A 22,469-nucleotide genomic window follows, 5' to 3' on the forward strand; every position below is an offset into this window, starting at 1 on the left:
GGGCGGATCAGGGAGAAACCGGCGTGGGGACCCAAGCTACCGAGCGGTCGCAAGACCTAGAGCCACACGGTCGCCCACGCCGGGCTCTCGGCACCTAAAGTGCCAGATCGGCAAGAGATAAGAGCCAGGGCGAGGCGTGGAAATGCGGGCGCCGGCGCGCCAGCGGGAGACAGGGGGGAGGTCATGCCGACTCGGTACTGCGTAAGAAGGTGGGCAGTCTCATTGATGACGCTTCATAAATAAACCCGGATACTTCGATATCTGTCATGCATATCCGCATGAATCGGAGGACGTCATGGATCTCAACGCCGTGCGCATGCTGGTGCAAGTGGCAGAGGCGCGCAGTTTCACCCTCGCCGCCTGTCAGCTGGGGATCAGTCAATCCGGGTTGTCGCGCGCGATCGGGCGGCTGGAGAGCGCGCTTGGCGTGCGCCTGCTTCACCGCAACACCCGCAACGTCAGCCTGACCCCGGATGGCCGCCAGTTCGTCGAGCACTGCGCGCCGCTGCTGAGCGGGCTGGAGGATGCCGAGCGTCGGCTGGGTGATCGCCCCTCCACGCCGTCGGGCGTGCTGAAACTGACGGCACCGTCGATGTTCGGGCGCAAGGTGCTGGTGCCGCTGGCCGGGCAGTTGATGGCGGCACACCCGCAACTGCAGTTCGAGCTGGTGCTCAACGACCGGCTGGTCGATCTGGTCGAGGAAGGCTTCGACGCCGCATTGCGCACCGGGCCGATCAGCGATGTGCGCATGGTGGCGCGCCCCCTGCGGCCGTTGAACTGGGTCACCGTCGCCTCCCCCGCCTACCTCGCGCAGCACGGGGAACCGGCCACCGTGGATGCGCTGCACGATCACGCCTGCCTGGCGGTGCGCAATCTGCGCAGCGGGCGGCTGGTGGATTGGCAGTTCCGCGAGGCCGATGGCCAGCTGCGCGAGTTCACCCCGCCGGCGCGGATGGTGTTCGACAGCGGCGACCCGCTGGTCGAGGGCGCCCTGGCCGGGATCGGCATCGTGCAGGTGATGGATTTCGCGGTGGCCGATGCGTTGGCCGACGGCCGGCTGCAGCGGGTGCTGCAGCCCTTCGAAGGCCGCAGCCGGGTGCTGTCGCTGGTCTACCCGCCCTCGCGGCAGGCCTCACCGAAGCTGCAGGTGTTGGCCGAAGCGTTGTTGGGCGGTGATTGGTAACCCGCCGCATCACGACCAACGGTCGTGATCTGCCGCATGGTGCACGGGGCGATGGCGATCACGACCAACGGTCGTGATCCACCGCGCGACGTCTGGGGGTGACCCGGTAGGTGCCGACCGTTGGTCGGCACGTCTCCATCAACCCGCGAAGCGATCGGTCGCACGCACCAGCGCGTCGACATTCTCCGCTTCAAACGCGGAATGACCCGAGGCGGGGCTGATCTCCAGCGTCGATTTCGGCCACGCCTTGTGCAGTTCCCACGCGCTTTGCAGTGGGCAGACCACATCGTAGCGGCCGTGCACGATCACGCCCGGAATGTCGGCGATGCGGTGCGCGTCGCGCAGCAGCTGGTCTTCCACCTCGAAGAAACCGCCGTTGACGAAGTAGTGGTTCTCGATGCGGGCGAAGGCCAGCGCGAACTGCGGGTCCTGGTGGCTGTTCACGAAGTCGTCGTCCACGTGCAGGAAGCTGGTTGCCCCTTCCCATACGCTCCACGCCTTGGCCGCCGCCAGGCGGGTGGCCTCGTCATCGCTGGTCAGGCGGCGATGGAAGGCCGAGATCAGGTCGTGGCGCTCCACCGCCGGGATCGGCTTGAGGTAGTGCTCCCACGCATCCGGGAACAGGCGGTTGGCGCCTTCCTGGTAGAACCATTCCAGCTCCCAGCGGCGCAGCATGAAGATGCCGCGCAGGACCAGCTCGGTCACGCGCTGCGGGTGGGTCTGCGCGTAGGCCAGTGCCAGGGTCGAGCCCCAACTGCCGCCGAACACCTGCCAGCGATCCACCTTGAGGTGCTCGCGCAGCGTCTCGATGTCGGCCACCAGATCCCAGGTGGTGTTGTCGACCAGGTCCGCATGCGGCGTGGAACGGCCGGCACCGCGCTGGTCGAACAGGATGATCCGGTACTTGGCCGGGTCGTGGAACTGGCGCATCTTGTCGCTGCAGCCGCCGCCCGGGCCACCGTGCAGCATCACCACCGGCTTGCCATCGGGATTGCCGCACTGCTCGAAATACAGCGTGTGGCGGTCATCGACCTTCAGGGTGCCGACGTCGTAAGGGGTGATGGCGGGATACAGCGTACGCATGACAGGAACTCCATGTGGAATGACAGTCGCCGCATCACGCTGCGCGGCGGCCCGGTGGACAGGTCATTCTAGCCCCGGGGTGGGCGCGGGGCCGGCACGGTCAGGCCGCCAGACAGCCCAGGCTCACCCGGTCGCGCTGCTCCAGGTCGCGCTCGGTGGCGACCGACTGGAAACCGGCCTGCCGCAACAGCGCGCGGATCGCGTCACCTTGGTCCCAGCCGTGTTCGATCAGCAGCCAGCCGCCGGGAAGCAGGTGCGCTGCCGCACCGTCGATGATCAGGCGGATGTCGTCCAGCCCATCGGGGCCGGAGGCCAGCGCGGTGGCCGGTTCGAAACGCAGGTCGCCCTGCGCCAGGTGCGGGTCGTCGCTGGCGATGTACGGCGGGTTGGTGGCGATCAGCTCGACGCGCTCGCCCGCCAGGGGCGCGTACCACGCCCCCTGCCGGAAGCTGACATTGTCCAGTGCGTGGCGCTGCGCGTTGCGCGCTGCCACGGCCAGGGCCGCCTCACTGAGGTCGGTCGCGATCACCTGCGCCAACGGCCGCTCGCTGGCCAGGGCCAGCGCGATCGCGCCGCTGCCGGTGCCCAGATCCGCGACCCGCAGCGGGGTATCCGCGGGCAACCGCGCCAGCGCCAGCTCGACCAGCAGTTCGGTCTCCGGGCGCGGGATCAGGGTGGCCGGGCTGACCTCCAGGTCCAGGGTCCAGAAGCCGCGGCGGCCCAGCAGGTAGGCCACCGGTTCGCCGGCGAGGCGCTTGGCGAGCAGGGCCTCGAACGCGGCCACCTGCGCGGGGGCGACCGGATCGGTGGCGTGGGCGAACAACCAGCTGCGCTCACGCTCCAGCACCTGCAGCAGCAGCAGTTCGGCGTCGTGCCTGCCCTCCACACCGGGCAGGCGGGTGGCGGCATCGGCGAGCAGCTGGCGGACGTCTGGCGGGGCGGCAGTCATGGCGGATCGGAGCAACGTCGGGGCGCGCAGTGTAGTGCACCGGCAGCGGTCGGCCAGGCGTGCGCCAGGGGCCTTCGGCGGCAGCAACGCGATTGAAACTACGCATCGCCACTACATATATAGATTCGTAGCCGCTATCAAATTCCGTGGGAAAACCGGGCGTTCCGGCACTGAGGCGCCCCGCGCCGTTCAGGTTCCCACCGCGGCGCATATGCAGAAGCTATTGAAGCGATCACCCGCCACCGCCCGCTGGTCATTGCGCTGCAACGTTTTTGACGGCCATGGCCATCACCATTCATCGCAGGATCAGACCCTTTTGATAGCCTATGACTATCGCATAGATGCAATCAATGGATTGTCCTTATGGGAACGAAGCCGCTAACCTGTGTTGGTCGCTTCACCCACCCCCTTCACCAAGAGGAACAACGATGTCGCTCATCAACACCCAGATCCAGCCGTTCGAAGCCAACGCCTACCAGAACGGCGAGTTCATCAAGGTCTCCGACAGCACCCTGAAGGGTCACTGGTCCGTGCTGATCTTCATGCCGGCCGCGTTCACCTTCAACTGCCCGACCGAGATTGAAGACGCCGCCGACCATTACGCCGAGTTCCAGAAGGCTGGCGCCGAGGTCTACATCGTCACCACCGACACGCACTTCTCGCACAAGGTGTGGCACGAAACCTCGCCGGCCGTCGGCAAGGCCCAGTTCCCGCTGGTCGGCGATCCGACCCACCAGCTGACCCGCGCCTTCGGCGTGCACATCGAAGAAGAAGGCCTGGCCCTGCGCGGCACCTTCATCATCAACCCGGAAGGCGTGATCAAGACCCTGGAGATCCACTCCAACGAGATCGCCCGTGACGTCTCCGAGACCCTGCGCAAGCTGAAGGCTGCCCAGTTCACCGCCGCCAACCCGAATCAGGTCTGCCCGGCCAAGTGGAAGGAAGGCGAGAAGACCCTGACCCCGTCGCTGGACCTGGTCGGCAAGATCTAAGCCGTATCCCATCCCCATCCCCGCCCGCCGGGGATGGGGGTGAACCCAAGCCGGTGCCCCACGCGCCGGTTTCGGTTCACCCCCATGTCGCGCAGATGCACCCGCGGGGTTCGTCGACGCTGTTCCCTTGCCTGAATCAAGGAGTTTTTCGATGTTGGATGCCAACCTCCAGTCCCAGCTGAAGACCTATCTGGAACGTGTCACCCGTCCGATCCAGATCACGGCGCACGTGGATGACGGCGCCAAGTCGCAGGAGATGCTCGAGCTGCTCAACACGCTGACCACGCTGTCGGCGCAGATCAGCCTGGACGTGCGTCGCGACAGCAGCGAGCGCACGCCCTCTTTCGCGCTGACCACGCCCGGCCAGGACATCCATCTGGTGTTCGCGGGCCTGCCGATGGGCCATGAGTTCACCTCGCTGGTGCTGGCCCTGCTGCAGGTTGGCGGCCACCCGTCCAAGGCCACGGCCGAGCTGATCGAGCAGGTGCGCAACCTGGAAGGCGAGTACCGCTTCGAAACCTACTTCTCGCTGTCCTGCCAGAACTGCCCGGACGTGGTGCAGGCATTGAACCTGGCGGCGGTGCTGAATCCGCGCATCCAGCACGTGGCGATCGATGGCGGCCTGTTCCCGGCCGAGGTGGAAGCGCGCCAGATCATGTCCGTACCGACCGTGTACCTCAACGGCGAAGTGTTCGACCAGGGCCGCATGACGCTGGAACAGATCGTGGCCAAGCTCGATACCGGCGCGGCCAAGCGCGATGCCGAAAAGCTCAGCACCAAGGCACCGTTCGACGTGCTGGTGGTGGGGGGTGGTCCGGCCGGCGCAGCGGCAGCGATCTACGCCGCACGCAAGGGCATCCGCACCGGCGTGGCCGCCGAACGCTTCGGTGGCCAGGTGCTGGACACCATGGCGATCGAGAACTTCATCTCGGTCAAGGAAACTGAAGGTCCAAAGCTGGCCGCCGCGCTGGAACAGCACGTGCGCGAGTACGAGGTGGACATCATGAACCTGCAGCGCGCCACCGCCCTGGTGCCCGCCGGCGATGATGGCCTGGTCGAAATCAAACTGGAAAACGGTGCATCGCTGAAATCGCGTTCGGTGATCCTTTCCACCGGTGCACGGTGGCGCCAGATGAACGTGCCCGGCGAAGATCAGTACCGCAACAAGGGCGTGGCGTACTGCCCGCATTGCGACGGTCCGTTGTTCAAGGGCAAGCGCGTGGCGGTGATCGGTGGCGGCAACTCCGGCGTGGAAGCAGCGATCGATCTGGCGGGCCTTGTGACGCATGTGACCCTTCTGGAATTTGATGACAAACTGCGCGCCGATGAAGTACTGCAGAAGAAGCTTCGCAGCCTGGGCAACGTCACCATCATCACCAGCGCCCTCACCCAGGAAGTGCTGGGCGATGGCCAGAAGGTGACGGGCCTGGTCTACCAGGACCGCGTCGGTGGCGATTCGCACCGGGTGGAACTGGAAGGCATCTTCGTGCAGATCGGTCTTCTGCCCAATACCGAATGGTTGAAGGACACGGTGGCGCTGTCACCGCGTGGCGAGATCCTGATCGACGACCGCGGCCAGACCAGCGTGCCGGGTGTCTTCGCCGCAGGCGATTGCACGACCGTTCCGTACAAGCAGATCGTCATCGCGATGGGCGCCGGTTCCACTGCGGCACTGAGCGCCTTTGATCACCTGATCCGCACCTCCGTTCCCAAGAGCAGCGGCGCTGTCGCCGAAGCTGCCTGAAACGTTTCGGTTCCCGGTTCGCCGGGAACCTTGTCTGTCTGCTGGGTAGCCACGCCATCACCCGGTCCATTGCCGCAAGAGGTCCAAGGAAATGAACCTACGTGATTTGAAGTATCTGGTGGCGCTGGCCGACCACCGCCATTTCGGCAAGGCGGCCGCCGCCTGCTTCGTCAGCCAGCCCACCCTGTCCACCCAGATCCGCAAGCTCGAGGATGAGCTGGGGTTGCCGTTGGTGGAACGTGCCCCGCGCAAGGTCATGCTCACCCCCGCCGGGGTGGAAGCGGCCGCGCGCGCGCGCACCATCGTGGCCGAGGTGGAGCAGATGAAGGAAGCCGCGCGGCGCAGCCGCGATCCCGAAGCCGGCACCGTCCGGCTCGGCATCTTCCCGACGCTGGGCCCGTATCTGCTGCCGCATGTGATCCCCAACATCCGCGAGCGTTTCCCGCAGCTGGAACTGCTGCTGGTCGAGGAAAAGAGCGATGAGCTGCTGACCCGGCTGCGCGAGGGCAAGCTCGATGCCGCCCTGCTGGCACTGCCGCTGGACGATGACCAGCTGCACGCCGAGTTCCTGTTCGAAGAGCCCTTCCTGCTGGCGGTTTCCCAGCAGCACCCGCTGGCCCGCCGCCAGCATCTGGACGTGCAGGAGCTCTCGTCGCAGAAGCTGCTGCTGCTCGAGGATGGACACTGCCTGCGCGACCAGGCGCTGGCCGTCTGCCGGTTGTTTGGCGCCAACGAGAAATCGGAGTTCCGCGCCACCAGCCTGGAGACGCTGCGGCAGATGGTGGCTGCCGATGTGGGCATCACCCTGCTGCCGACGCTCTCGGTCAAGCCCCCGGTGCCGCGCTCGGACAACATCCGCCTGCTGGACTTCAGCGGCGATGACCGCCCCAGCCGCCGCATCGCGATGGCCTGGCGCCGCAGTTCGGCGATGACCGGGTTCCTGGAACAGCTGGCCCAGCAGTTCAAACGGCTGCCGCAGGGCCTGCTCGCGCTGGAGTCCACCGACGTTCCGGGTGCCACGGCCACGCCGCTGCAACGCGCTGGCTGAGCCTGGCTGAACCGGCCGGCGGGGCCGATACGCCGGACGGGTCGCATCCGTCTACGATTGTCAGCACAATAGGACGAGGCGGTGCCAGCAGGCGCCGCCTTTTTGCATGGGTCTTCCACAAACGCAAGGAGCTACACCATGTCCACTTCCAGCGGACTGCCCCCTTCCATCATTGTTTCAAGCCACGACATGGACCGCCTGGACGCCATGCTCGAGTCTCCCGCTGTCAGCCAGACCCCCGCCGGGATCGCCCTGGCCGAAGAACTCAACCGGGCGACCGTTGTGGCGCCGGACCAGGTTCCCGAGGGCACCGTCATGATGCATTCGCGCGTGGAGTGCGAAGATGAGCTGCAGAACGAAAAACACGTTCTGACGCTGGTCTATCCGCGCGAGGCCGATGTTGAACAGGGCAAGGTATCGATCCTCGCACCGGTGGGCACCGCCCTGCTGGGCCTGTCGATCGGCCAGACCATGGACTGGGTGGCACCGGGCGGCCGCAAGCTGCGCCTGCGGGTGACCGCCGTCCACCACCAGCCCCACGCCTGACCCCCGCCTGCTGCGTCGTCGCGCAGGTTCCACCGTTTCGTCCCAGGAGTTGCAATGAGCACCGTTTCGCTGTCCAAACTCTCCCAGCTGCGTGATCTGTCCGTGGTGGTTGCCGATACCGGCGATTACGAGGCGATCAAGCGCTTGAAGCCGGTCGACTGCACGACCAATCCCACCCTGGTGAAGAAAGCGCTGGACCTGCCGGTGTACGCCGATCTCATCGAGAGCGCGCTGGCCTGGGGCCGCGAGCAGGGTGGCGAGCGCGAGGCGGTTGTCCACGCGGTGGCCGATCGCCTGACCGTGGGCGTGGGCACCCTGCTCAGCACCCTGGTGCCGGGCCGGGTCTCGACCGAGGTCGATGCCGACCAGGCGCACGACACCGCAGCGACGGTCGCCAAGGCGCGCCAGTTCATCGCCATGTACGAGGCAGCCGGCGTGCCGCGCAGCAAGGTGCTGATCAAGATCGCAGCAACCTGGGCAGGCGTGGAAGCGGCACGTCAGCTGCAGGCCGAAGGGATCGACTGCAACCTGACGTTGATCTTCAATCCCACCCAGGCGCTGGCCTGCAGTGAGGCCGGTGCATTCCTGATTTCGCCGTTCGTGGGCCGCATCCTGGATTGGTATGTGGCCAACGGGCAGGCGCCGGCAAGCATCGATGAAGACCCGGGCGTGGTGTTCGTGCGCGGCGTGTATGCCGAGTTCAAGCGCCGTGGTTCGCCGACGGTGGTGATGGGTGCCTCGTTCCGTTCGACGGCGCAGATCGAGGCGCTGGCCGGCTGCGATCGCCTGACGATTTCGCCGGACCTGCTGGAGAAGCTGGACGCCGATCATGGCGAGTTGCCGCGCAAGCTGGTGGCCGGTGCGGCCGAGCCGGTGCAGGTGACACCGATCGATGCGGCGCGCTTCGCGGCGGATCTCGCCGCCGACCCGATGGCGACGGAGAAGCTGGCAAGCGGTATCGATGCGTTCGCCAAGGATCTGGAGGCGTTGCGCCAGACGATCCGCGAGCGCCTGTAAGCGCTGGCGGTTGGCTGGCTGTACGACAAAAGGCCCCGCTCATGCGGGGCCTTTTGTTTTTGGCGCCAACGGCAACGGCAACGGCAACGGCTCACTTTCGTTGGGGTTGGCGCGGTGTGGGTGCGTTGGGAAGAGCACGGGCAAGGAGCGTCGAGCAATGGTGCGAAACGCAGGTGACGAATCTGGTAGAGCCGACCGTTGGTCGGCTTCCTCCGCTATCAGGCGTCCACGCCGATGGGGCAGCTGACGCCGGTGCCGCCGATGCCGCAGTAGCCGTTGGGGTTCTTGGCGAGGTACTGCTGGTGGTCATCCTCGGCGTAGTAGTACTCGGGCGCCGGGAAGACGATATCGGTGGTGATCGCGCCGTAGCCGCTGTCGTTCAGGCGCTGCTGGTAGGCATCACGGCTGGCCAGGGCGGCGTCGAGCTGGGCCTGGGTGGTGGCATGGAGCGCGGAGCGGTACTGGGTGCCGGTATCGTTGCCCTGGCGCATGCCCTGGGTGGGGTCGTGACTTTCCCAGAAGACCTGGAGGAGGCGCTCAAGCGGGACGATGGCGGGGTCGTAGACGACCTCGACGATTTCGGTGTGCCCGGTGAGGCCGGAGCAGACTTCTTCGTAGGTGGGGTTCGGGGTGACGCCGCCGGCGTAACCGACCGAGGTCGAGTAGACGCCGGGGATGGTCCAGAATTTGCGTTCAGCGCCCCAGAAGCAGCCCATGGCGAAGCGGATGCGCTCCAGGCCGGTGAAGCTGTCTTTCAGCGGGTGGCTGTTGACGTAATGCTGGTTGTGCAGCAGTGGCAGCGGGTGCTCCCGGCCCGGCAACGCCTCTTCCGGGCGCGGCAGGCGCTGCTTGAAGGCGCCGATGCCCAACAGACCGTTTCCAATACCCAACATGGCGTTCTCCTAGGCCGGCAACAGGCCGGCGCTTTCGTCTCCATCGAACATGGGGGCGTCCGGGGCCGCGCCCAAGTCCAGCTGGGCGACGATGTCTTCGGCTTCGGGACGGGCCAGGTCGGGGACGCACACGCGCAGGACGCCGAACAACGGGAGTTCGCCCATGCCGCCCAGCAGGGATTCGCCGAAGACGAACGCGGGGATTCCCGCATCCTCCAGGGCGTGTTTGACCAGATGGGCGTCGAACAGGTTGTCGGCCTGGTAGATCACGTGCATGGGCGGGCTCCGGAGGGCATGGGGCCAGCATACGCCCGGGGGCTGAAGGTGTGCCGACCAACGGCCGGCACCTGCCCGTTTAGCCTGTCGCCTTGCGACAGGCTAAACTGTTGGTCTTTCTACCTTTTAACTGCGACCGCGCATCATGTCCGAGTCTACCGCCGCCCCCACCGACGCCCTTCCGGAAACCCAGGAAAAACGGGATTTCATCCGTCAGATCGTCCGCGAGGACCTGGCCGGCGGCAAGCATGCCGCGATCAAGACGCGCTTCCCGCCCGAGCCCAACGGCTACCTGCACATCGGCCACGCCAAGTCGATCTGCCTGAACTTCGGCATCGCCGGCGAGTTCAACGGCGTGTGCAACCTGCGCTTCGACGATACCAACCCGGCCAAGGAAGACCCGGAGTACGTGGCCGCGATCCAGGACGATGTGCGCTGGCTGGGCTTTGAGTGGAACGAGCTGCGCCATGCCTCGGATTATTTCGATGCGTACTACCTGGCCGCCGAAAAGCTGATCACCGATGGCAAGGCGTATGTGTGCGACCTCTCGGCCGAGGAAGTGCGTGCCTACCGCGGCACCCTGACCGAGCCGGGTCGCCCGTCGCCGTTCCGCGACCGCAGCGTCGAGGAAAACCTGGACCTGTTCCGCCGCATGCGCGCGGGGGAGTTCCCGGATGGTGCGCGCACCGTACGGGCCAAGATCGACATGGCCAGCGGCAACATCAACCTGCGCGACCCGGCCCTGTACCGGATCAAGCACGTTGAACACCAGAACACTGGCAATGCATGGCCGATCTACCCGATGTACGACTTCGCGCATGCACTGGGCGATTCCATCGAGGGCATCACCCACTCGCTGTGCACGCTGGAGTTCGAAGACCACCGCCCGCTGTACGACTGGTGCGTGGACAACGTCGATTTCGCCCACAACGACGCGCTGACCCAGCCGCTGGTCGATCGCGGCCTGCCGCGTGAGGCGGCCAAGCCGCGCCAGATCGAGTTCTCGCGGTTGAACATCAACTACACGGTGATGAGCAAGCGCAAGCTGATGGCGCTGGTCACCGAGCAGCTGGTGGATGGCTGGGAAGACCCGCGCATGCCGACCCTGCAGGGCCTGCGTCGCCGTGGCTACACCCCGGCGGCGATGCGCCTGTTCGCCGAGCGCGTGGGCATCAGCAAGCAGAATTCGCTGATCGATTTCAGCGTGCTCGAAGGCGCGCTGCGCGAAGACCTCGACAGCGCCGCCGCGCGCCGCATGGCGGTGGTCGATCCGGTCAAGCTGGTGCTGACCAACCTGCCCGATGGCCACGAAGAAACCCTGACCTTCTCCAATCACCCCAAGGATGAGGCCTTCGGTACCCGCGAGGTGCCGTTCGCCCGCGAGCTGTGGATCGAGCGCGAGGATTTCGCCGAGGTTCCGCCCAAGGGATGGAAGCGCCTGGTGCCGGGTGGCGAAGTGCGCCTGCGCGGTGCCGGCATCATCCGCTGCGATGAGGTGATCAAGGACGCCGACGGCACCATCACCGAACTGCGCGGCTGGCTGGATCCGGAATCGCGCCCGGGCATGGAAGGCGCCAACCGCAAGGTCAAGGGCACCATCCATTGGGTCAGCGCCGTGCATGCGGTGCCGGCCGAGATCCGCCTGTACGACCGTCTGTTCTCGGTGCCGAACCCGGACGACGAAACCGACGGCAGGACCTACCGCGATTACCTCAATCCGGACTCGCGCCGCACCGTCACCGGCTATGTCGAGCCGGCCGCAGCCAGCGCCGCGCCGGAACAGTCGTTCCAGTTCGAGCGGACCGGCTACTTCGTGGCCGACCGCCGCGACCACACCGCCGCCAAGCCGGTGTTCAACCGCAGCGTGACCCTGCGCGATACCTGGTCGGCGTAAGCTGCACCCGGCCGGTGCCAGGCACCGGCCACCGCGTGACCCCGGCGCGGCCCTGCATCGGCAGGGCCTGCGCTCCAGATTCCCTGCGACCGGCGCAGCCCTGCGCCGGCGTGCGCGTGGCCGCGTTCAGCGCGGGCACGGCATCCCCGGGCGCGGCCCGATACACTGCCGCTGCTCCATCTTTGAAGAGGTTCATGTCCCGATGCTGTACGCGCAAGTCCATCTCACCCTGCCCGCCTGGATCCACGACCAGATCGATCTGGGCCGTGTCTATCCCGAGGACGCCGACAAGGTCGCGCTGGCGATTGAACTGTCGCGCCTGAATGTCGAGGCACAGAGCGGCGGCCCGTTCGGCGCCGTGGTGTTTGGGCCGGATCATCGCGTGATCGCCGCCGGCGTGAACCGCGTGGTGCCGCATACGACCTCGCTGGCGCATGCCGAAAACATGGCCTACATGCTGGCCCAGCAGCGCCTGCAGACCCCGCGCCTGAACGATGTGCTGTCACCGATCACCCTGGCCACCTCCTCGCAGCCGTGCTGCCAGTGCTACGGCGCCACCATCTGGGCCGGCATCGATCGGCTGCTGATCGGTGCCAGCGCACAGGACGTGGAAGAACTGACCCCCTTCGATGAAGGCCCGCTGCCGGCGGACTGGATCGGCGAACTCAACAAGCGTGGCATCGAGGTCGTGCGCGACATCGAGCGCGACGCCGCGCGCGCGGTGCTGCGCCAGTACGGAGAGATCAACGGTGCCCATTACTGATATCCGCGCTTCGGGCGCGATGCGATGAGCGGCCTGCTGTGTCTGTGCCGCCAGGGGTTTGAACCGGAACTGGCCGCCGAGCTGTCCGAGCGTGCGGCCTATGCCAACGTAGCCGGCTATGCGCGCACCCAGCGCAATGACGGTTACGTGGTGTTCGTCACCGACGAAGGTGCGGCGCTGTCCAAGGCCCTGTCCTGGCGCTCGCTGATCTTCGCCCGGCAGAAGCTGCAGGTGCTGGCCGAACTGCCGCAGCTGGATGCTGCCGACCGCATCACCCCGATCCTCGCCGCCCTGCAGGGGCAGCAACGCTTCGGCGACATGTGGGTCGAACATCCGGACTCGGACGAAGGCAAGCCGCTGGCCGGCCTGGCCCGCGCGTTCGGCAATGCGCTGCGCCCGGCGCTGCGCAAGGCCGGCCTGCTGACCGACAAGCCGAACACCAGCCTGCCGCGCCTGCACATCGTGTTCGTGGATGGCCGTCATGCCTTCGTGTGCGTGGCCGACACCCGCGACAGCGCGCCCTGGCCGCTGGGCATTCCACGCCTGAAGCTGCTGCCCGACGCGCCCTCGCGCTCGGCGCTGAAGCTCGATGAAGCCCTGCTCACCCTGATGACGCCCGAAGAGCGCGAACTGTTGGTCAAGCCGGGCATGCGCGCGGCCGACCTGGGCGCTGCGCCGGGCGGCTGGACCTGGGTATTGACCCGCCAGCACCTGAAGGTGATCAGCGTGGACAACGGCCCGCTGCGCGAGCACGTGCTGGAGACCGGGCTGGTTGAGCATCTGCGCGCCGATGGCTTCCATTGGCAGCCGGAGACCCCGCTGGACTGGATGGTCTGCGACATGGTCGAACAGCCCCGCCGCGTGGCCGAACGCATGGCCACCTGGTTCCGCGAGGGCTGGTGCAAGCATGCGATCTTCAACCTCAAGCTGCCGATGAAAAAGCGCTGGGATGAAACCCGCATGTGCCTGGAGCTGTTCCAGGAACAGGCCGGCAGGCCGCTGCATCTACGCGCCAAGCAGCTGTACCACGACCGCGAAGAAATCACGGTGCTGGCCTCGCCGCTGCGCTGACCCACGCGCACCGCCGGTGGAGCCGGGCCATGCCCGGCTGGCCGCGCACCGCGCGGCAATGATCGAAGCACGCGCCGGTCGCCCGGCGCCCCTACGTCAAGAACGGAGATTCCATGCGACGCCGATCAAACCTCATCCTGCTGCTGACGCTGCTGCCCACGCTTGCCCTGGCCCAGGTCCGCCCGCCGTCACCGGCGGTCAGCGAACCGCTGCGCGAGGTCCCCGCGAGCGTGCGCGCGCAGCCGCTCGCGCAGGGCGAGGTGACCCATCAGGTCACCCTGGCGGCGCCGGCCGGCGAAGCAGCGGTAACGGTGCGTTCGGTGCAACCGGTGAGCGTGGTCGGTCAGTACCGGATCGCGTTCGCGGCGCTGGATGTCGATGGCGACGGCTTCATCAGCCGCGCCGAAGCGCAGGCCAACCCGACCCTGGCCGATGAGTTCAACGCGCTGGACGTGAAGCGGCGCGGCAAGCTGGACCGCGCCGACCTGGCCGGCTGGCTGATCGACTGAGCGCGCGGGTCACAGCCCCGCGGCGCGCTTCCAGAACATCGACACCAGCGGCGGCAGCTTGCCGGCGCAGCCCAGCGCGCGCCCGCGCGCCAGGGTCAGGTGCATTTCATCGTTGGAGAACACCGTATTGATCGCATCGAAGCTGTACGCAGCGACGGTGTTCTCGCTGCGGCGCTCGCGCGCCCAGCGCTGCAGGCGGTGCGGTGACATCCAGTCCTGGCGGCGCTGCTGTGCGGCCAGCACCATTGCCCGCAACGCAGCCACATCACGCAGGCCGAGATTGACGCCCTGCCCGGCCAGCGGATGCACCACGTGGGCCGCATCCCCCAGCGCGAGCACGCGGCCGGCCACGTAACCGGTCGCCAGCTGTCGGCGCAGCGGGAAGGCCGCGCGCCTGGAGGCCAGCGTCATCGCGCCCAGGCGGCCGGCAAAGGCGTTGGTCAGCTCGCGACCGAACGCCGCATCATCCAGCGCCAGCACGCGCTCGGCCTCGGCGTCGGGCAGGGTCCACACGATCGAGCTGCGGTGCGTGCCGATCGGCAGCACCGCCAGCGGGCCGGTCACCAGGAAGCGCTGCCAGGCCGTGGCTTCGTTGGCTTTTTCGGTATCCACGTAGGCGACCACGCCACGCTGGCCGTACTCCTGGCGCGTGACCTCCAGCCCGGCCAGCCGGCGCAGGGTGGATTCGGCCCCGTCCGCGGCAATCGCCAGCGACGCCTCGAGCCTGCGGCCGTCATCCAGGCGCAGGCGCACCCCGTTGGCGTCCTGCTCCAGGGCTTCCACCCGCGCCGGGCAGCACAGCTGCACGCCGGCCGCCGGCAGCGCCGCCCACAGGCGGTCCACCAGCAGATCGTTTTCCACGATCCAGCCCAATTGTTCGCGGCCGAGCGTGTCCGCATCGAAGCGCAGTTCATCGCCGCCGGCCGCATCCCAGACCCGCATCCGGCGGTAGGCACACGCCCGCGCCGTGCTCACCGCCGGCCACACGCCGAGCGCGGCCAGCAGCTGCGCATTGTCCGGCGCGAACGCATACACGCGCAGGTCCGGCTGCTGCGGCTGCCACGCGGCGGGCTCGCGGCCTTCGACCAGCGTCACCGTCAATCCGGCATCGGCCAAGGCCAGGGCGCAGGCCGCACCGACCACGCCGCCGCCGACCACCACCACGTCCTGCGGGCGCCGGCTCACAGGCCGGCTCCGCGGCACAGCGCCGGCACCTGACCGCGGAAGCCCATCGCGCCACCCACCAGCATCGACTGCATCGGCGTCGCCTGTGCCGCCAGCAGGCCGAGCGACCGCAGCGGCCGCATCAGCGGCGCCGGGTTGCTGGTCAGGCGCGCCAGCCCACCGGAGAAGGCGATGGTCTGCTCGCGGTCCTCCAGACGCCGTGCCACGTGTTCGCGCAGCAGCGCATCGCTGCCTGCATCGTCGGCGTCGGCCACGAGTTCGGCCAGGGTCAGCGCATCGCGCAGGCCCAGGTTGAAGCCCTGGGCGCCCAGCGGATGGATGGTCTGCGCGGCATTGCCCAGCAGGACCGTGCGCTCACCGACCAGCGCGCGCGACAACACCTGGATCAAGGGGTACGCGCTGCGTGGCCCACTCTCCAGCAGGCGGCCGGCACGCCAGCCGATGGCCCCCTGCAGCCGGCTCACCCAGGCCGCATCGTCCAGCGCCATCACCGCATCGGCCTGCTCGCGGGCAACGCCGTGCACCGCACCGAAGTGGCGGTCGCCACGCGGCAACAGCGCGGTCGGGCCGGTGTCGGTGAAGCGCTCGTACGCGGTGCCGTCCGGCGCACGTGCGGCGCGCACCCGCGAGACGAACAGGGTCTGCTCGAAATCATGCTCGTCCACCTCGATCCCCAGCGCCTCGCGCACGCCGCTGCGGGTGCCGTCGGCACCGACCACCAGGCGCGCCAGCAGGCAGCGCTCACCGCTGTCATCGGCGATGAAGACCTGGCGATACCCGTCTACCGTGGCGCCCAGGCGCACGAACCGGGCCGGGCGATAGCGGGTCAGGTGGGCCAGCGTGTCCAGCCGCGCCTCCAGCGCCTGGCCGAAATCGCGGGCGACCACGACCTGGCCGAACCACGGGCGCTGGTACTGCGCGGCCGCCATCTGCACCCGGCCGAAATCGCCTGCGCGGCTGACATGGATGCGGGTGATCGGGCCGGGCGCAGTAGCCAGCTTCTGCATTACGCCCAGCGCGGTCAGTGCGTTGACGGTGGCGGCCGCGAAGCTGAGGTTGCGCTGGTCGAACACTGCCGGCAGCGTGCCCAGCGGCGAAGCCTCGACCAGGCCGACATCACGGCCGGCACGGTCCAGGGCGATGGCCAGGCTGGCACCGACCAGCCCGCCGCCTACGATCACTACATCATGTCGTTCACTCATGCCCGCCATGATAAGGGTTCGCCCGTTCGGGCGGCGTGCGGCGGGGTGCCGCAGCAGGCGCTAGAATGAATGCCTGCCCCCACCCGTCACCGCCATGACCTCCACTGCCCACCGCGCCTTCGTCCTGTCCGTGCTCGTGCTGCTGATTGCGGCCACGCGGGTCAACCATTTCGCGGCGATTCCGGATGCGTCCTGGGCGGTGTTCTTCATCGGCGGCTTCTACCTGCGCGCGTGGACCCGCGCGGCGTTTCCGCTGCTGATGGCGGTGGCGGTGCTGGTCGACTGGATCGTCATCCGCCGCAGCGGCCTGGACTTCTGGCAGCACTACTGCGTGTCACCGGGCTACTGGATGCTGCTGCCGGCCTATTTCGCCATGTGGAGCGGCGGCATGCTCCTGCGCGCCGGCTATCACGGCGCCAGCTGGGCCGCACTGGGCAAGGGCGCGCTGCTGCTGGTCGCGGCGGTGGCGGTCTGCCACCTGTTCGCCCAGGGCGGTTTCTACTGGACCAGCGACAACGTCGCCACGCCCACCTTCAGCGGCTGGGCGAAGAACTACGGCGACTGGTTCCTGCCCTACCTGCGTACCGCCGCGGTCTACGTCGGTCTGGCCGCCGCCCTGCAGCTGGCGACCGAACAGGTCGGCAAGCTGCTGCAGGCGCGCCGCGACGTGCTGCGCTGACCGCGGCCGGAGGCGACCGTGGGCAACCGCTTGTCCCGCATCTATACGCGCACCGGTGACGATGGCAGCACCGGCCTGGGCGATGGCAGTCGCGTGGCCAAGGACGACGCCCGGGTGGCCGCCTACGGCACCGTCGATGAAGCCAACTCGGCGCTGGGCGTGCTGCTTGCGGTGCCGCTGCCGCCCGATGTGCGCACCCTGCTGACGGTGATCCAGCACCAGCTGTTCGATCTGGGCGGCGAGCTGTGCATCCCCGGCCATGCCGCCATCCACGCGGCCGACATCCAGGCCCTGGAGCAGCAGCTGGATCACTACAACGCCGATCTGCCGGTGCTCAAGGAGTTCATCCTGCCCGCCGGTGGCGAAGCCGCCGCGCGCTGCCACCTGGCCCGCACCATCGTGCGCCGCGCCGAGCGCGAGACCGTCACCCTGGCGCGCCGGGAGACGGTCCGCCCGGAAGCGCTGCATTACCTCAACCGCCTGTCGGACCTGCTGTTCGTGCTTGCGCGCGTACTGGCCCGTGCCGACGGCCACGGCGAGGTGCTCTGGCGCCACGAGCGCCGCCACGCCTGAGCGGCCCCGCCGCCCCACCGGATATCCTGCCCGCATGCTGGTTTTCACCCACCCCGCCTGTCTGCAACACGATCCCGGCCGCGGCCATCCCGAATGCCCGGCGCGCCTGCAGGGGGTACTTGATGCGCTGAAGGCGGCCTATCCGGACCAGCTGGACTGGCGCGAAGCACCGCCCGCCAAGCTCGGCGAGCTGGCCCGGGTCCACGACAGCGAACTGATCGATCTGGTGCTCAAGCCGCAGACCGAGCCGTTGCGCCTGATCGACATGGACACCATGACCTCGCCCGGCTCGGCCAGCGCGGCCCTGCATGCAGCCGGTGCCGGCGTCGCCGCGGTGGATGCGGTGATGCTCGGCGACGACCCGGTCGCCTTCTGCGCGGTGCGCCCGCCCGGCCACCACGCCAGCGCCAGCACCGCCATGGGCTTCTGTCTGTTCAACAACATCGCCATCGCCGCGGCCTACGCGCGTGACCGCTACGGGCTGGAGCGGATCGCCATCGTCGATTTCGATGTGCACCACGGCAACGGCACCCAGGACATCTTCATCGCCGATCCCGGCGTGGCCTACTACAGCACCCACCAGGCCGGGCTGTTCCCCAACTCCGGCCTGCGCCGCGACCGCGGGGCCGGCAACCTGATGAACATCCTGCTGCCGCCGGGCAGCGGCGGCTTCCGGTTCCGCAACACCTGGGCCGATGAGATGCTGCCGGCCATCGATGATTTCCGCCCGCAACTGCTGCTGATCTCGGCCGGCTTCGATGCGCACATGCGCGATCCGCAGGCCGACCTGATGCTGGAAACCGAGGATTTCGCCTGGATCACCACCGAGCTGCGCGGCCTGGCCCGGCGCCACGGGGCCGGCCGGATCGTCTCCATGCTCGAGGGCGGTTACGACCTGCAGGCCCTGGCCGAGTGCAGCGTGGCCCACGTCGGCCAGCTGCGCTGAGCCGCGCGGGGCCGCCCGGCGAATGAACCCGGCCCCCTGCCTGGGCCGGACCTTCATTGCCCCTATGCAAGGGATGGGGCAAGCTACGATCCGTTTTCGTCCGAATCCGATACCGCGTGCGCCGAGCCCTCCGCCTGCTGCCCCTCCCCCTCAGTATCGCCATCTGCCTGCCGGCCCTGGCCGACGACAAGCCGGTGAACTGGGGCCTGTGCCCGGTGACCGACGTGCTGCCCGTGTTCGACGACGCGCCCAAGGCCGACAAAGCCGCGGCCGCGACGCGTGACCAGCAGCCGACGGACATCGAAGGCGACCAACTGACCGGTACCTCCGTGGTGCCTAACTACCAGGGCAATGTCGCGCTCAAGCGCGGCGACCAGTTCCTGGGCACCGACAACCTGAGCTTCGATACCGAAAGCGGCAACTACATCGCCGAGGGCAATGTCCGTTACCAGGACTCCTCGATCCGGATGAAGGCCCGTCGCGCCGAGGGCAACCAGGAAAGCGACACCCACAAGATCAGCGATATCCAGTATCAGCTGGTGTCCCGCCGCGGCAATGGTGGCGCCGAGTCGATCGACCTGCAGGGTGCGGTCGGCCAGATGCACCGCTCCACCTACACCACCTGCGATCCCTCGCAGCCGGTATGGAAGCTGTCGGCACCGCAGATCGAGGTCGATAACGACGCCGGTTTCGGCACCGCACGCAACGCGGTGCTGCGGATCGGCAAGGTGCCGATCCTGTGGGCGCCCTACTTCAAGTTCCCGATCGATGATCGCCGCCAGACCGGCCTCCTCTATCCGCAGGTGGGCCTGTCCGGGCGCAACGGCTTCGATTACACCCAGCCGATCTATCTGAACCTGGCGCCGAACTTCGACGACACCCTGATGCCGCGCTACATGAGCAAGCGCGGCTTCATGCTCGACAACGAATTCCGCTACCTCTACGACGGTGGCCGCGGCGAACTGCTGACCGCCTACCTGCCCAACGACAAGCTGCGCGACAAGGATCGCGGCCGCGTGGAGTTCAGCGGGTACCACAACATCAACGCCAACTGGCAGGCCCGTGCCAGCCTGGCCTGGGTCAGCGATGAGCGCTATCTGGAGGATTTCTCCAACCGGCTGCTCGGCGTGACCACCTCCAACCTGCAGAGCCAGATCGGCATCTACGGCACCGGCGAGAACTGGACCGGCGGCCTGATGGCCGATTACTGGCAGCTCACCGATTACACCCTGACCGAAGCGTCCCTGCCCTACGCCCGCCAGCCGCGCCTGTTCGTCAACTGGGACAAGCCGCTGCTGCCCTGGCTGGAAACCGGCGTGTACGCCGAAGCCGTCAACTTCACGCACCTGGATGTGCATGAGAAGTTCGGCGCCGACCAGGAGTACGAGCGCACCGGCGTGTCACGCAGCATGGACGGCGGTTCGCGCCTGGACGTGAAGCCATATGTCTCCATGCCCTTCAGTGGCGCGGCCTGGTACGTCACCCCGACCCTGGCCTACCGCTACACCGGGTACGACCTGGAGCGCGGCCTGGCCGACGACATCCGCCGGCAGAACCTGATCGCCGCCGGTATCGATCCGGCCACCGCGACCCCCGACCAGCTGCGCGGCAATACTTCGCCAAGCCGCAGCCTGCCGATCGGCACCATCGACGCTGGCCTGTTCTTCGATCGCGAGACCAAAATCGGCGATACCCGCTTCCTGCATACCCTGGAACCGCGCCTGTTCTACCTGCGCACGCCGTACCGCGACCAGAGCGATCTGCCGGTGTTCGATACGCGTGACTTCACCTTCAGCTGGGGCCAGCTGTTCCGCGATTCGCGCTATTCCGGCGCCGATCGGCAGAACGATGCCAACCAGCTGACCATGGCGGTGAGCACCCGTTTCATCGACCAGGACACCGGTAAGGAGCGCTTCTCGGGCAGCATCGGCCAGATCCTGTACTTCGATGATTCGCGGGTCACGCTCAACAGCAGTGAAACCCCGGTCGAGCAGGGCAAGTCGGCCTGGATCGCCGATACGAACTACATGATCAACGACCGCTGGACGCTGGGCGCCACCTACCAGTGGGACCCCAAGTACAAGCGTGAGGACCTGGCCAGCGTGCGCGCGCGCTACCTGATGTCCAACGACGGCATCGTCAATCTGACCTACCGCAGCCGTCTGAATCCGCAGGCCTCGACCACGGCGACCCGCCGTGACCGGACCCTGCTGGAGCAGGCCGACCTGTCCTTCCTGTACCCGCTCAATGAGCGCTGGAGCCTGGTCGGCCGCTATTACTACTCCATCCAGGACCGCGCTCCGCTGGAAATCATCGGCGGTGTGCAGTGGGACAGCTGCTGCCTCGCCGTTCGCGCCATTGCCCGCCGCTACGTGCGCAACCGCGAGGGTGAACTCAACAACTCCTTCCAGATCGAGTTCGTGCTCAAGGGCCTGAGCTCCATCGGCCAGAACACGGACCGCACCTTGCGCCGTGCTATTCTCGGGTACTACCGAGACGACCTCTATCTGGTGCCGCCCAGCAACACCGGTGCAGCCCGCGACGACTACGATCCGAATCAGATCCCATGACCAAGACCCTTCCCGTACTCCTCGCCTCCCTGCTGGCGGTCTCCTCCGCGACGGCCCCGTTGCAGGTGCTGGCCCAGCAGAGTCAGCCGCTGGACCGCATCGCGGCGATCGTCGATGAGGACGTCGTGCTGCAGAGCGAACTGGACCGTGCCGTCCAGAACATCAAGGCGCAGTACGCTGGTCGCGAAAACCAGCTGCCGCCCGATGATGTGCTCAGCCGCCAGGTGCTGGAGCGTCTGGTCCTGGTCAAGCTGCAGGTGGCGCGTGCCGAGAGCAGCGGCATCAAGGTCAGCGACCAGGAACTGAACCAGGCCATCAACGCCATCGCCCAGCAGAACGGCTCCACCCTGGATGCCCTGCGCCAGCGTCTGGCCAGCGACGGTCTGGATTTCAACGATTTCCGCAATTCGGTGCGTGACGAGATCACCGTCCAGCGCCTGCGCCAGAGCTTCGCGCAGAGCCGCATCACCGTCAGCGAGGGCGAAGTGGACGGCGCGCTCAAGCAGCAGGCCACCGTGGGCACCCAGTACCACCTGGCCCACATCCTGATCGGCCTGCCCGAAGGTGCCACCGCCGAGCAGATCACCACCGGCCAGAAGAAGGCCGATGGCGTCAAGGCACTGCTGGACAAGGGTGAGATCGACTTCAACGCCGCGGCTGTCCGTTATTCGGACAGCCCGAACGCGCTGGAAGGCGGCGACCTGGGCTGGCGTTCGCTGGATGAGATCCCCAATGCCTTCGCGCAGATGATGAAGGAAATGAAGACCGGCGACGTGGTCGGTCCGCTGCGTGGCCCCAGCGGCTTCCAGCTGCTGAAGCTGGTGGAGGTGCGTGATGCCAGCGCGGCTGCCGCCGGCGGTCACACCATCACCGAGTACCACGCCCGTCACATCCTGGTCCGCATCACCGACCAGCAGGACAACGCCGCGGCCAAGGCCAAGATCGACACGCTGCGCGCCCGCATCGCCGGTGGCGCCGAGTTCGACGCGGTCGCCAAGGAATCCTCGGAAGACAACAACAGCAAGGGTCAGGGCGGCGATCTGGGCTGGTTCCCGGTCGATGCATTCGGCCCGGACTTCGGCAAGCAGGTCGAAGGCGTGGCCGACGGCGGCGTGAGCCAGCCGTTCCGCACCGATGCCGGCTGGCATATCGTCCAGCGCGTTGCCACGCGCCAGACCGATGCCACCACCGACAACCAGCGTGCCCAGATCCGTGAAACGATCGGCCGCCGTAAGCTGGAGGAAGAGTACAACCGCTTCCTGCAGGAACTGCGTGGCGAAGCCTACGTGGACATGCGCGGCTATGCGCCGGGTGCCGCGGCGACCACGCCGCCGCAGTCCTGATCC

Annotated in this window: 21 protein-coding genes; 15 read left to right on the plus strand and 6 right to left on the minus strand. The window is 67.5% G+C overall.

All coding sequences use genetic code 11. From position 1 onward, the window contains the following. The first annotated feature begins 295 nt into the window (after positions 1-295). Entirely contained in the window at positions 296-1,183 is an 888-nt protein-coding gene (locus NJD74_RS10695; protein WP_070471486.1) for a LysR family transcriptional regulator, read from the plus strand. 138 nt (positions 1,184-1,321) lie between these two features. On the opposite strand, the gene pip is transcribed toward NJD74_RS10695, so the two are convergent. Further along, entirely contained in the window at positions 1,322-2,266 is a 945-nt protein-coding gene (gene pip, locus NJD74_RS10700; RefSeq protein ID WP_019182408.1) for a prolyl aminopeptidase, read from the minus strand. A 100-nt stretch (positions 2,267-2,366) separates the two neighbouring features. Next, complete coding sequence (prmC, locus tag NJD74_RS10705) at positions 2,367-3,215, minus strand: peptide chain release factor N(5)-glutamine methyltransferase (protein ID WP_319624173.1); 849 nt, start codon at positions 3,213-3,215, stop codon at positions 2,367-2,369. 428 nt (positions 3,216-3,643) lie between these two features. On the opposite strand from prmC, the gene ahpC reads away from it, so the two are divergent. The 5 genes from ahpC to NJD74_RS10730 all read left to right on the plus strand — a co-directional run bounded on the left by ahpC (position 3,644) and on the right by NJD74_RS10730 (position 8,562). Next, a complete protein-coding gene (gene ahpC, locus NJD74_RS10710) occupies positions 3,644-4,207 on the plus strand; it encodes an alkyl hydroperoxide reductase subunit C (RefSeq protein ID WP_019182410.1) in 564 nt (187 codons plus the stop codon). A gap of 151 nt (positions 4,208-4,358) precedes the next feature. After that, positions 4,359-5,951, plus strand: coding sequence for an alkyl hydroperoxide reductase subunit F (gene ahpF / locus NJD74_RS10715; protein WP_070471484.1), 1,593 nt, complete (start codon positions 4,359-4,361; stop codon positions 5,949-5,951). Positions 5,952-6,042: 91 nt separating this feature from the next. Beyond that, on the plus strand, positions 6,043-6,999 hold the full coding sequence (gene oxyR / locus NJD74_RS10720; RefSeq protein WP_019182412.1) for a DNA-binding transcriptional regulator OxyR: 957 nt from the start codon (positions 6,043-6,045) through the stop codon (positions 6,997-6,999). A 138-nt stretch (positions 7,000-7,137) separates the two neighbouring features. Next, entirely contained in the window at positions 7,138-7,545 is a 408-nt protein-coding gene (gene rnk, locus NJD74_RS10725; RefSeq protein WP_019182413.1) for a nucleoside diphosphate kinase regulator, read from the plus strand. 54 nt (positions 7,546-7,599) lie between these two features. Beyond that, entirely contained in the window at positions 7,600-8,562 is a 963-nt protein-coding gene (locus tag NJD74_RS10730; RefSeq protein WP_046271992.1) for a transaldolase, read from the plus strand. 218 nt (positions 8,563-8,780) lie between these two features. Here NJD74_RS10730 and msrA read toward each other — a convergent pair whose 3' ends face one another. Both msrA and NJD74_RS10740 read right to left on the minus strand, forming a co-directional pair. Then, a complete protein-coding gene (msrA, locus tag NJD74_RS10735) occupies positions 8,781-9,434 on the minus strand; it encodes a peptide-methionine (S)-S-oxide reductase MsrA (RefSeq protein WP_319624273.1) in 654 nt (217 codons plus the stop codon). 30 nt (positions 9,435-9,464) lie between these two features. Next, positions 9,465-9,731 (minus strand): DUF2007 domain-containing protein, encoded by a 267-nt coding sequence (locus tag NJD74_RS10740; protein WP_019182416.1) that lies wholly within the window; start codon positions 9,729-9,731, stop codon positions 9,465-9,467. Positions 9,732-9,876: 145 nt separating this feature from the next. Between NJD74_RS10740 and NJD74_RS10745 the strand changes: the two genes are divergently transcribed. The 4 genes from NJD74_RS10745 to NJD74_RS10760 all read left to right on the plus strand — a co-directional run bounded on the left by NJD74_RS10745 (position 9,877) and on the right by NJD74_RS10760 (position 13,968). Continuing rightward, a complete protein-coding gene (locus tag NJD74_RS10745) occupies positions 9,877-11,625 on the plus strand; it encodes a glutamine--tRNA ligase/YqeY domain fusion protein (protein ID WP_102789559.1) in 1,749 nt (582 codons plus the stop codon). Between the two features lie 202 nt (positions 11,626-11,827). Beyond that, positions 11,828-12,388: a nucleoside deaminase gene (locus NJD74_RS10750; protein ID WP_019182418.1), complete on the plus strand. Its 561-nt coding sequence runs from the start codon at positions 11,828-11,830 to the stop codon at positions 12,386-12,388. Positions 12,389-12,412: 24 nt separating this feature from the next. Then, positions 12,413-13,459: a 23S rRNA (cytidine(2498)-2'-O)-methyltransferase RlmM gene (rlmM, locus tag NJD74_RS10755; RefSeq protein ID WP_046271994.1), complete on the plus strand. Its 1,047-nt coding sequence runs from the start codon at positions 12,413-12,415 to the stop codon at positions 13,457-13,459. Between the two features lie 113 nt (positions 13,460-13,572). Continuing rightward, positions 13,573-13,968 (plus strand): hypothetical protein, encoded by a 396-nt coding sequence (locus NJD74_RS10760; protein ID WP_046271995.1) that lies wholly within the window; start codon positions 13,573-13,575, stop codon positions 13,966-13,968. Positions 13,969-13,977: 9 nt separating this feature from the next. Here NJD74_RS10760 and NJD74_RS10765 read toward each other — a convergent pair whose 3' ends face one another. Then, a complete protein-coding gene (locus NJD74_RS10765) occupies positions 13,978-15,153 on the minus strand; it encodes a UbiH/UbiF family hydroxylase (protein WP_319624174.1) in 1,176 nt (391 codons plus the stop codon). Then, complete coding sequence (gene ubiH / locus NJD74_RS10770; RefSeq protein ID WP_070471479.1) at positions 15,150-16,355, minus strand: 2-octaprenyl-6-methoxyphenyl hydroxylase; 1,206 nt, start codon at positions 16,353-16,355, stop codon at positions 15,150-15,152. Before ubiH ends, NJD74_RS10765 begins: the two co-directional genes overlap by 4 nt. Before the next feature lie 94 nt (positions 16,356-16,449). Between ubiH and NJD74_RS10775 the strand changes: the two genes are divergently transcribed. From NJD74_RS10775 to NJD74_RS10795, 5 genes are all read left to right on the plus strand, one after another. Beyond that, positions 16,450-17,034 carry a hypothetical protein gene (locus NJD74_RS10775; RefSeq protein WP_319624175.1) on the plus strand — a complete coding sequence of 195 codons (585 nt, stop codon included), beginning with the start codon at positions 16,450-16,452 and terminating at the stop codon, positions 17,032-17,034. 18 nt (positions 17,035-17,052) lie between these two features. Then, on the plus strand, positions 17,053-17,607 hold the full coding sequence (locus tag NJD74_RS10780; RefSeq protein ID WP_046271996.1) for a cob(I)yrinic acid a,c-diamide adenosyltransferase: 555 nt from the start codon (positions 17,053-17,055) through the stop codon (positions 17,605-17,607). Positions 17,608-17,641: 34 nt separating this feature from the next. After that, on the plus strand, positions 17,642-18,553 hold the full coding sequence (locus NJD74_RS10785) for a histone deacetylase family protein (RefSeq protein ID WP_019182425.1): 912 nt from the start codon (positions 17,642-17,644) through the stop codon (positions 18,551-18,553). Positions 18,554-18,669: 116 nt separating this feature from the next. Next, on the plus strand, positions 18,670-21,123 hold the full coding sequence (gene lptD, locus NJD74_RS10790; protein ID WP_019182426.1) for an LPS-assembly protein LptD: 2,454 nt from the start codon (positions 18,670-18,672) through the stop codon (positions 21,121-21,123). Next, positions 21,120-22,466 (plus strand): peptidylprolyl isomerase, encoded by a 1,347-nt coding sequence (locus NJD74_RS10795; RefSeq protein ID WP_019182427.1) that lies wholly within the window; start codon positions 21,120-21,122, stop codon positions 22,464-22,466. Before lptD ends, NJD74_RS10795 begins: the two co-directional genes overlap by 4 nt. Positions 22,467-22,469: the final 3 nt, after the last annotated feature.

Source organism: Stenotrophomonas sp. RG-453 (assembly GCF_033843685.1).
Classification (GTDB): Bacteria; Pseudomonadota; Gammaproteobacteria; order Xanthomonadales; family Xanthomonadaceae; genus Stenotrophomonas; species Stenotrophomonas bentonitica_A.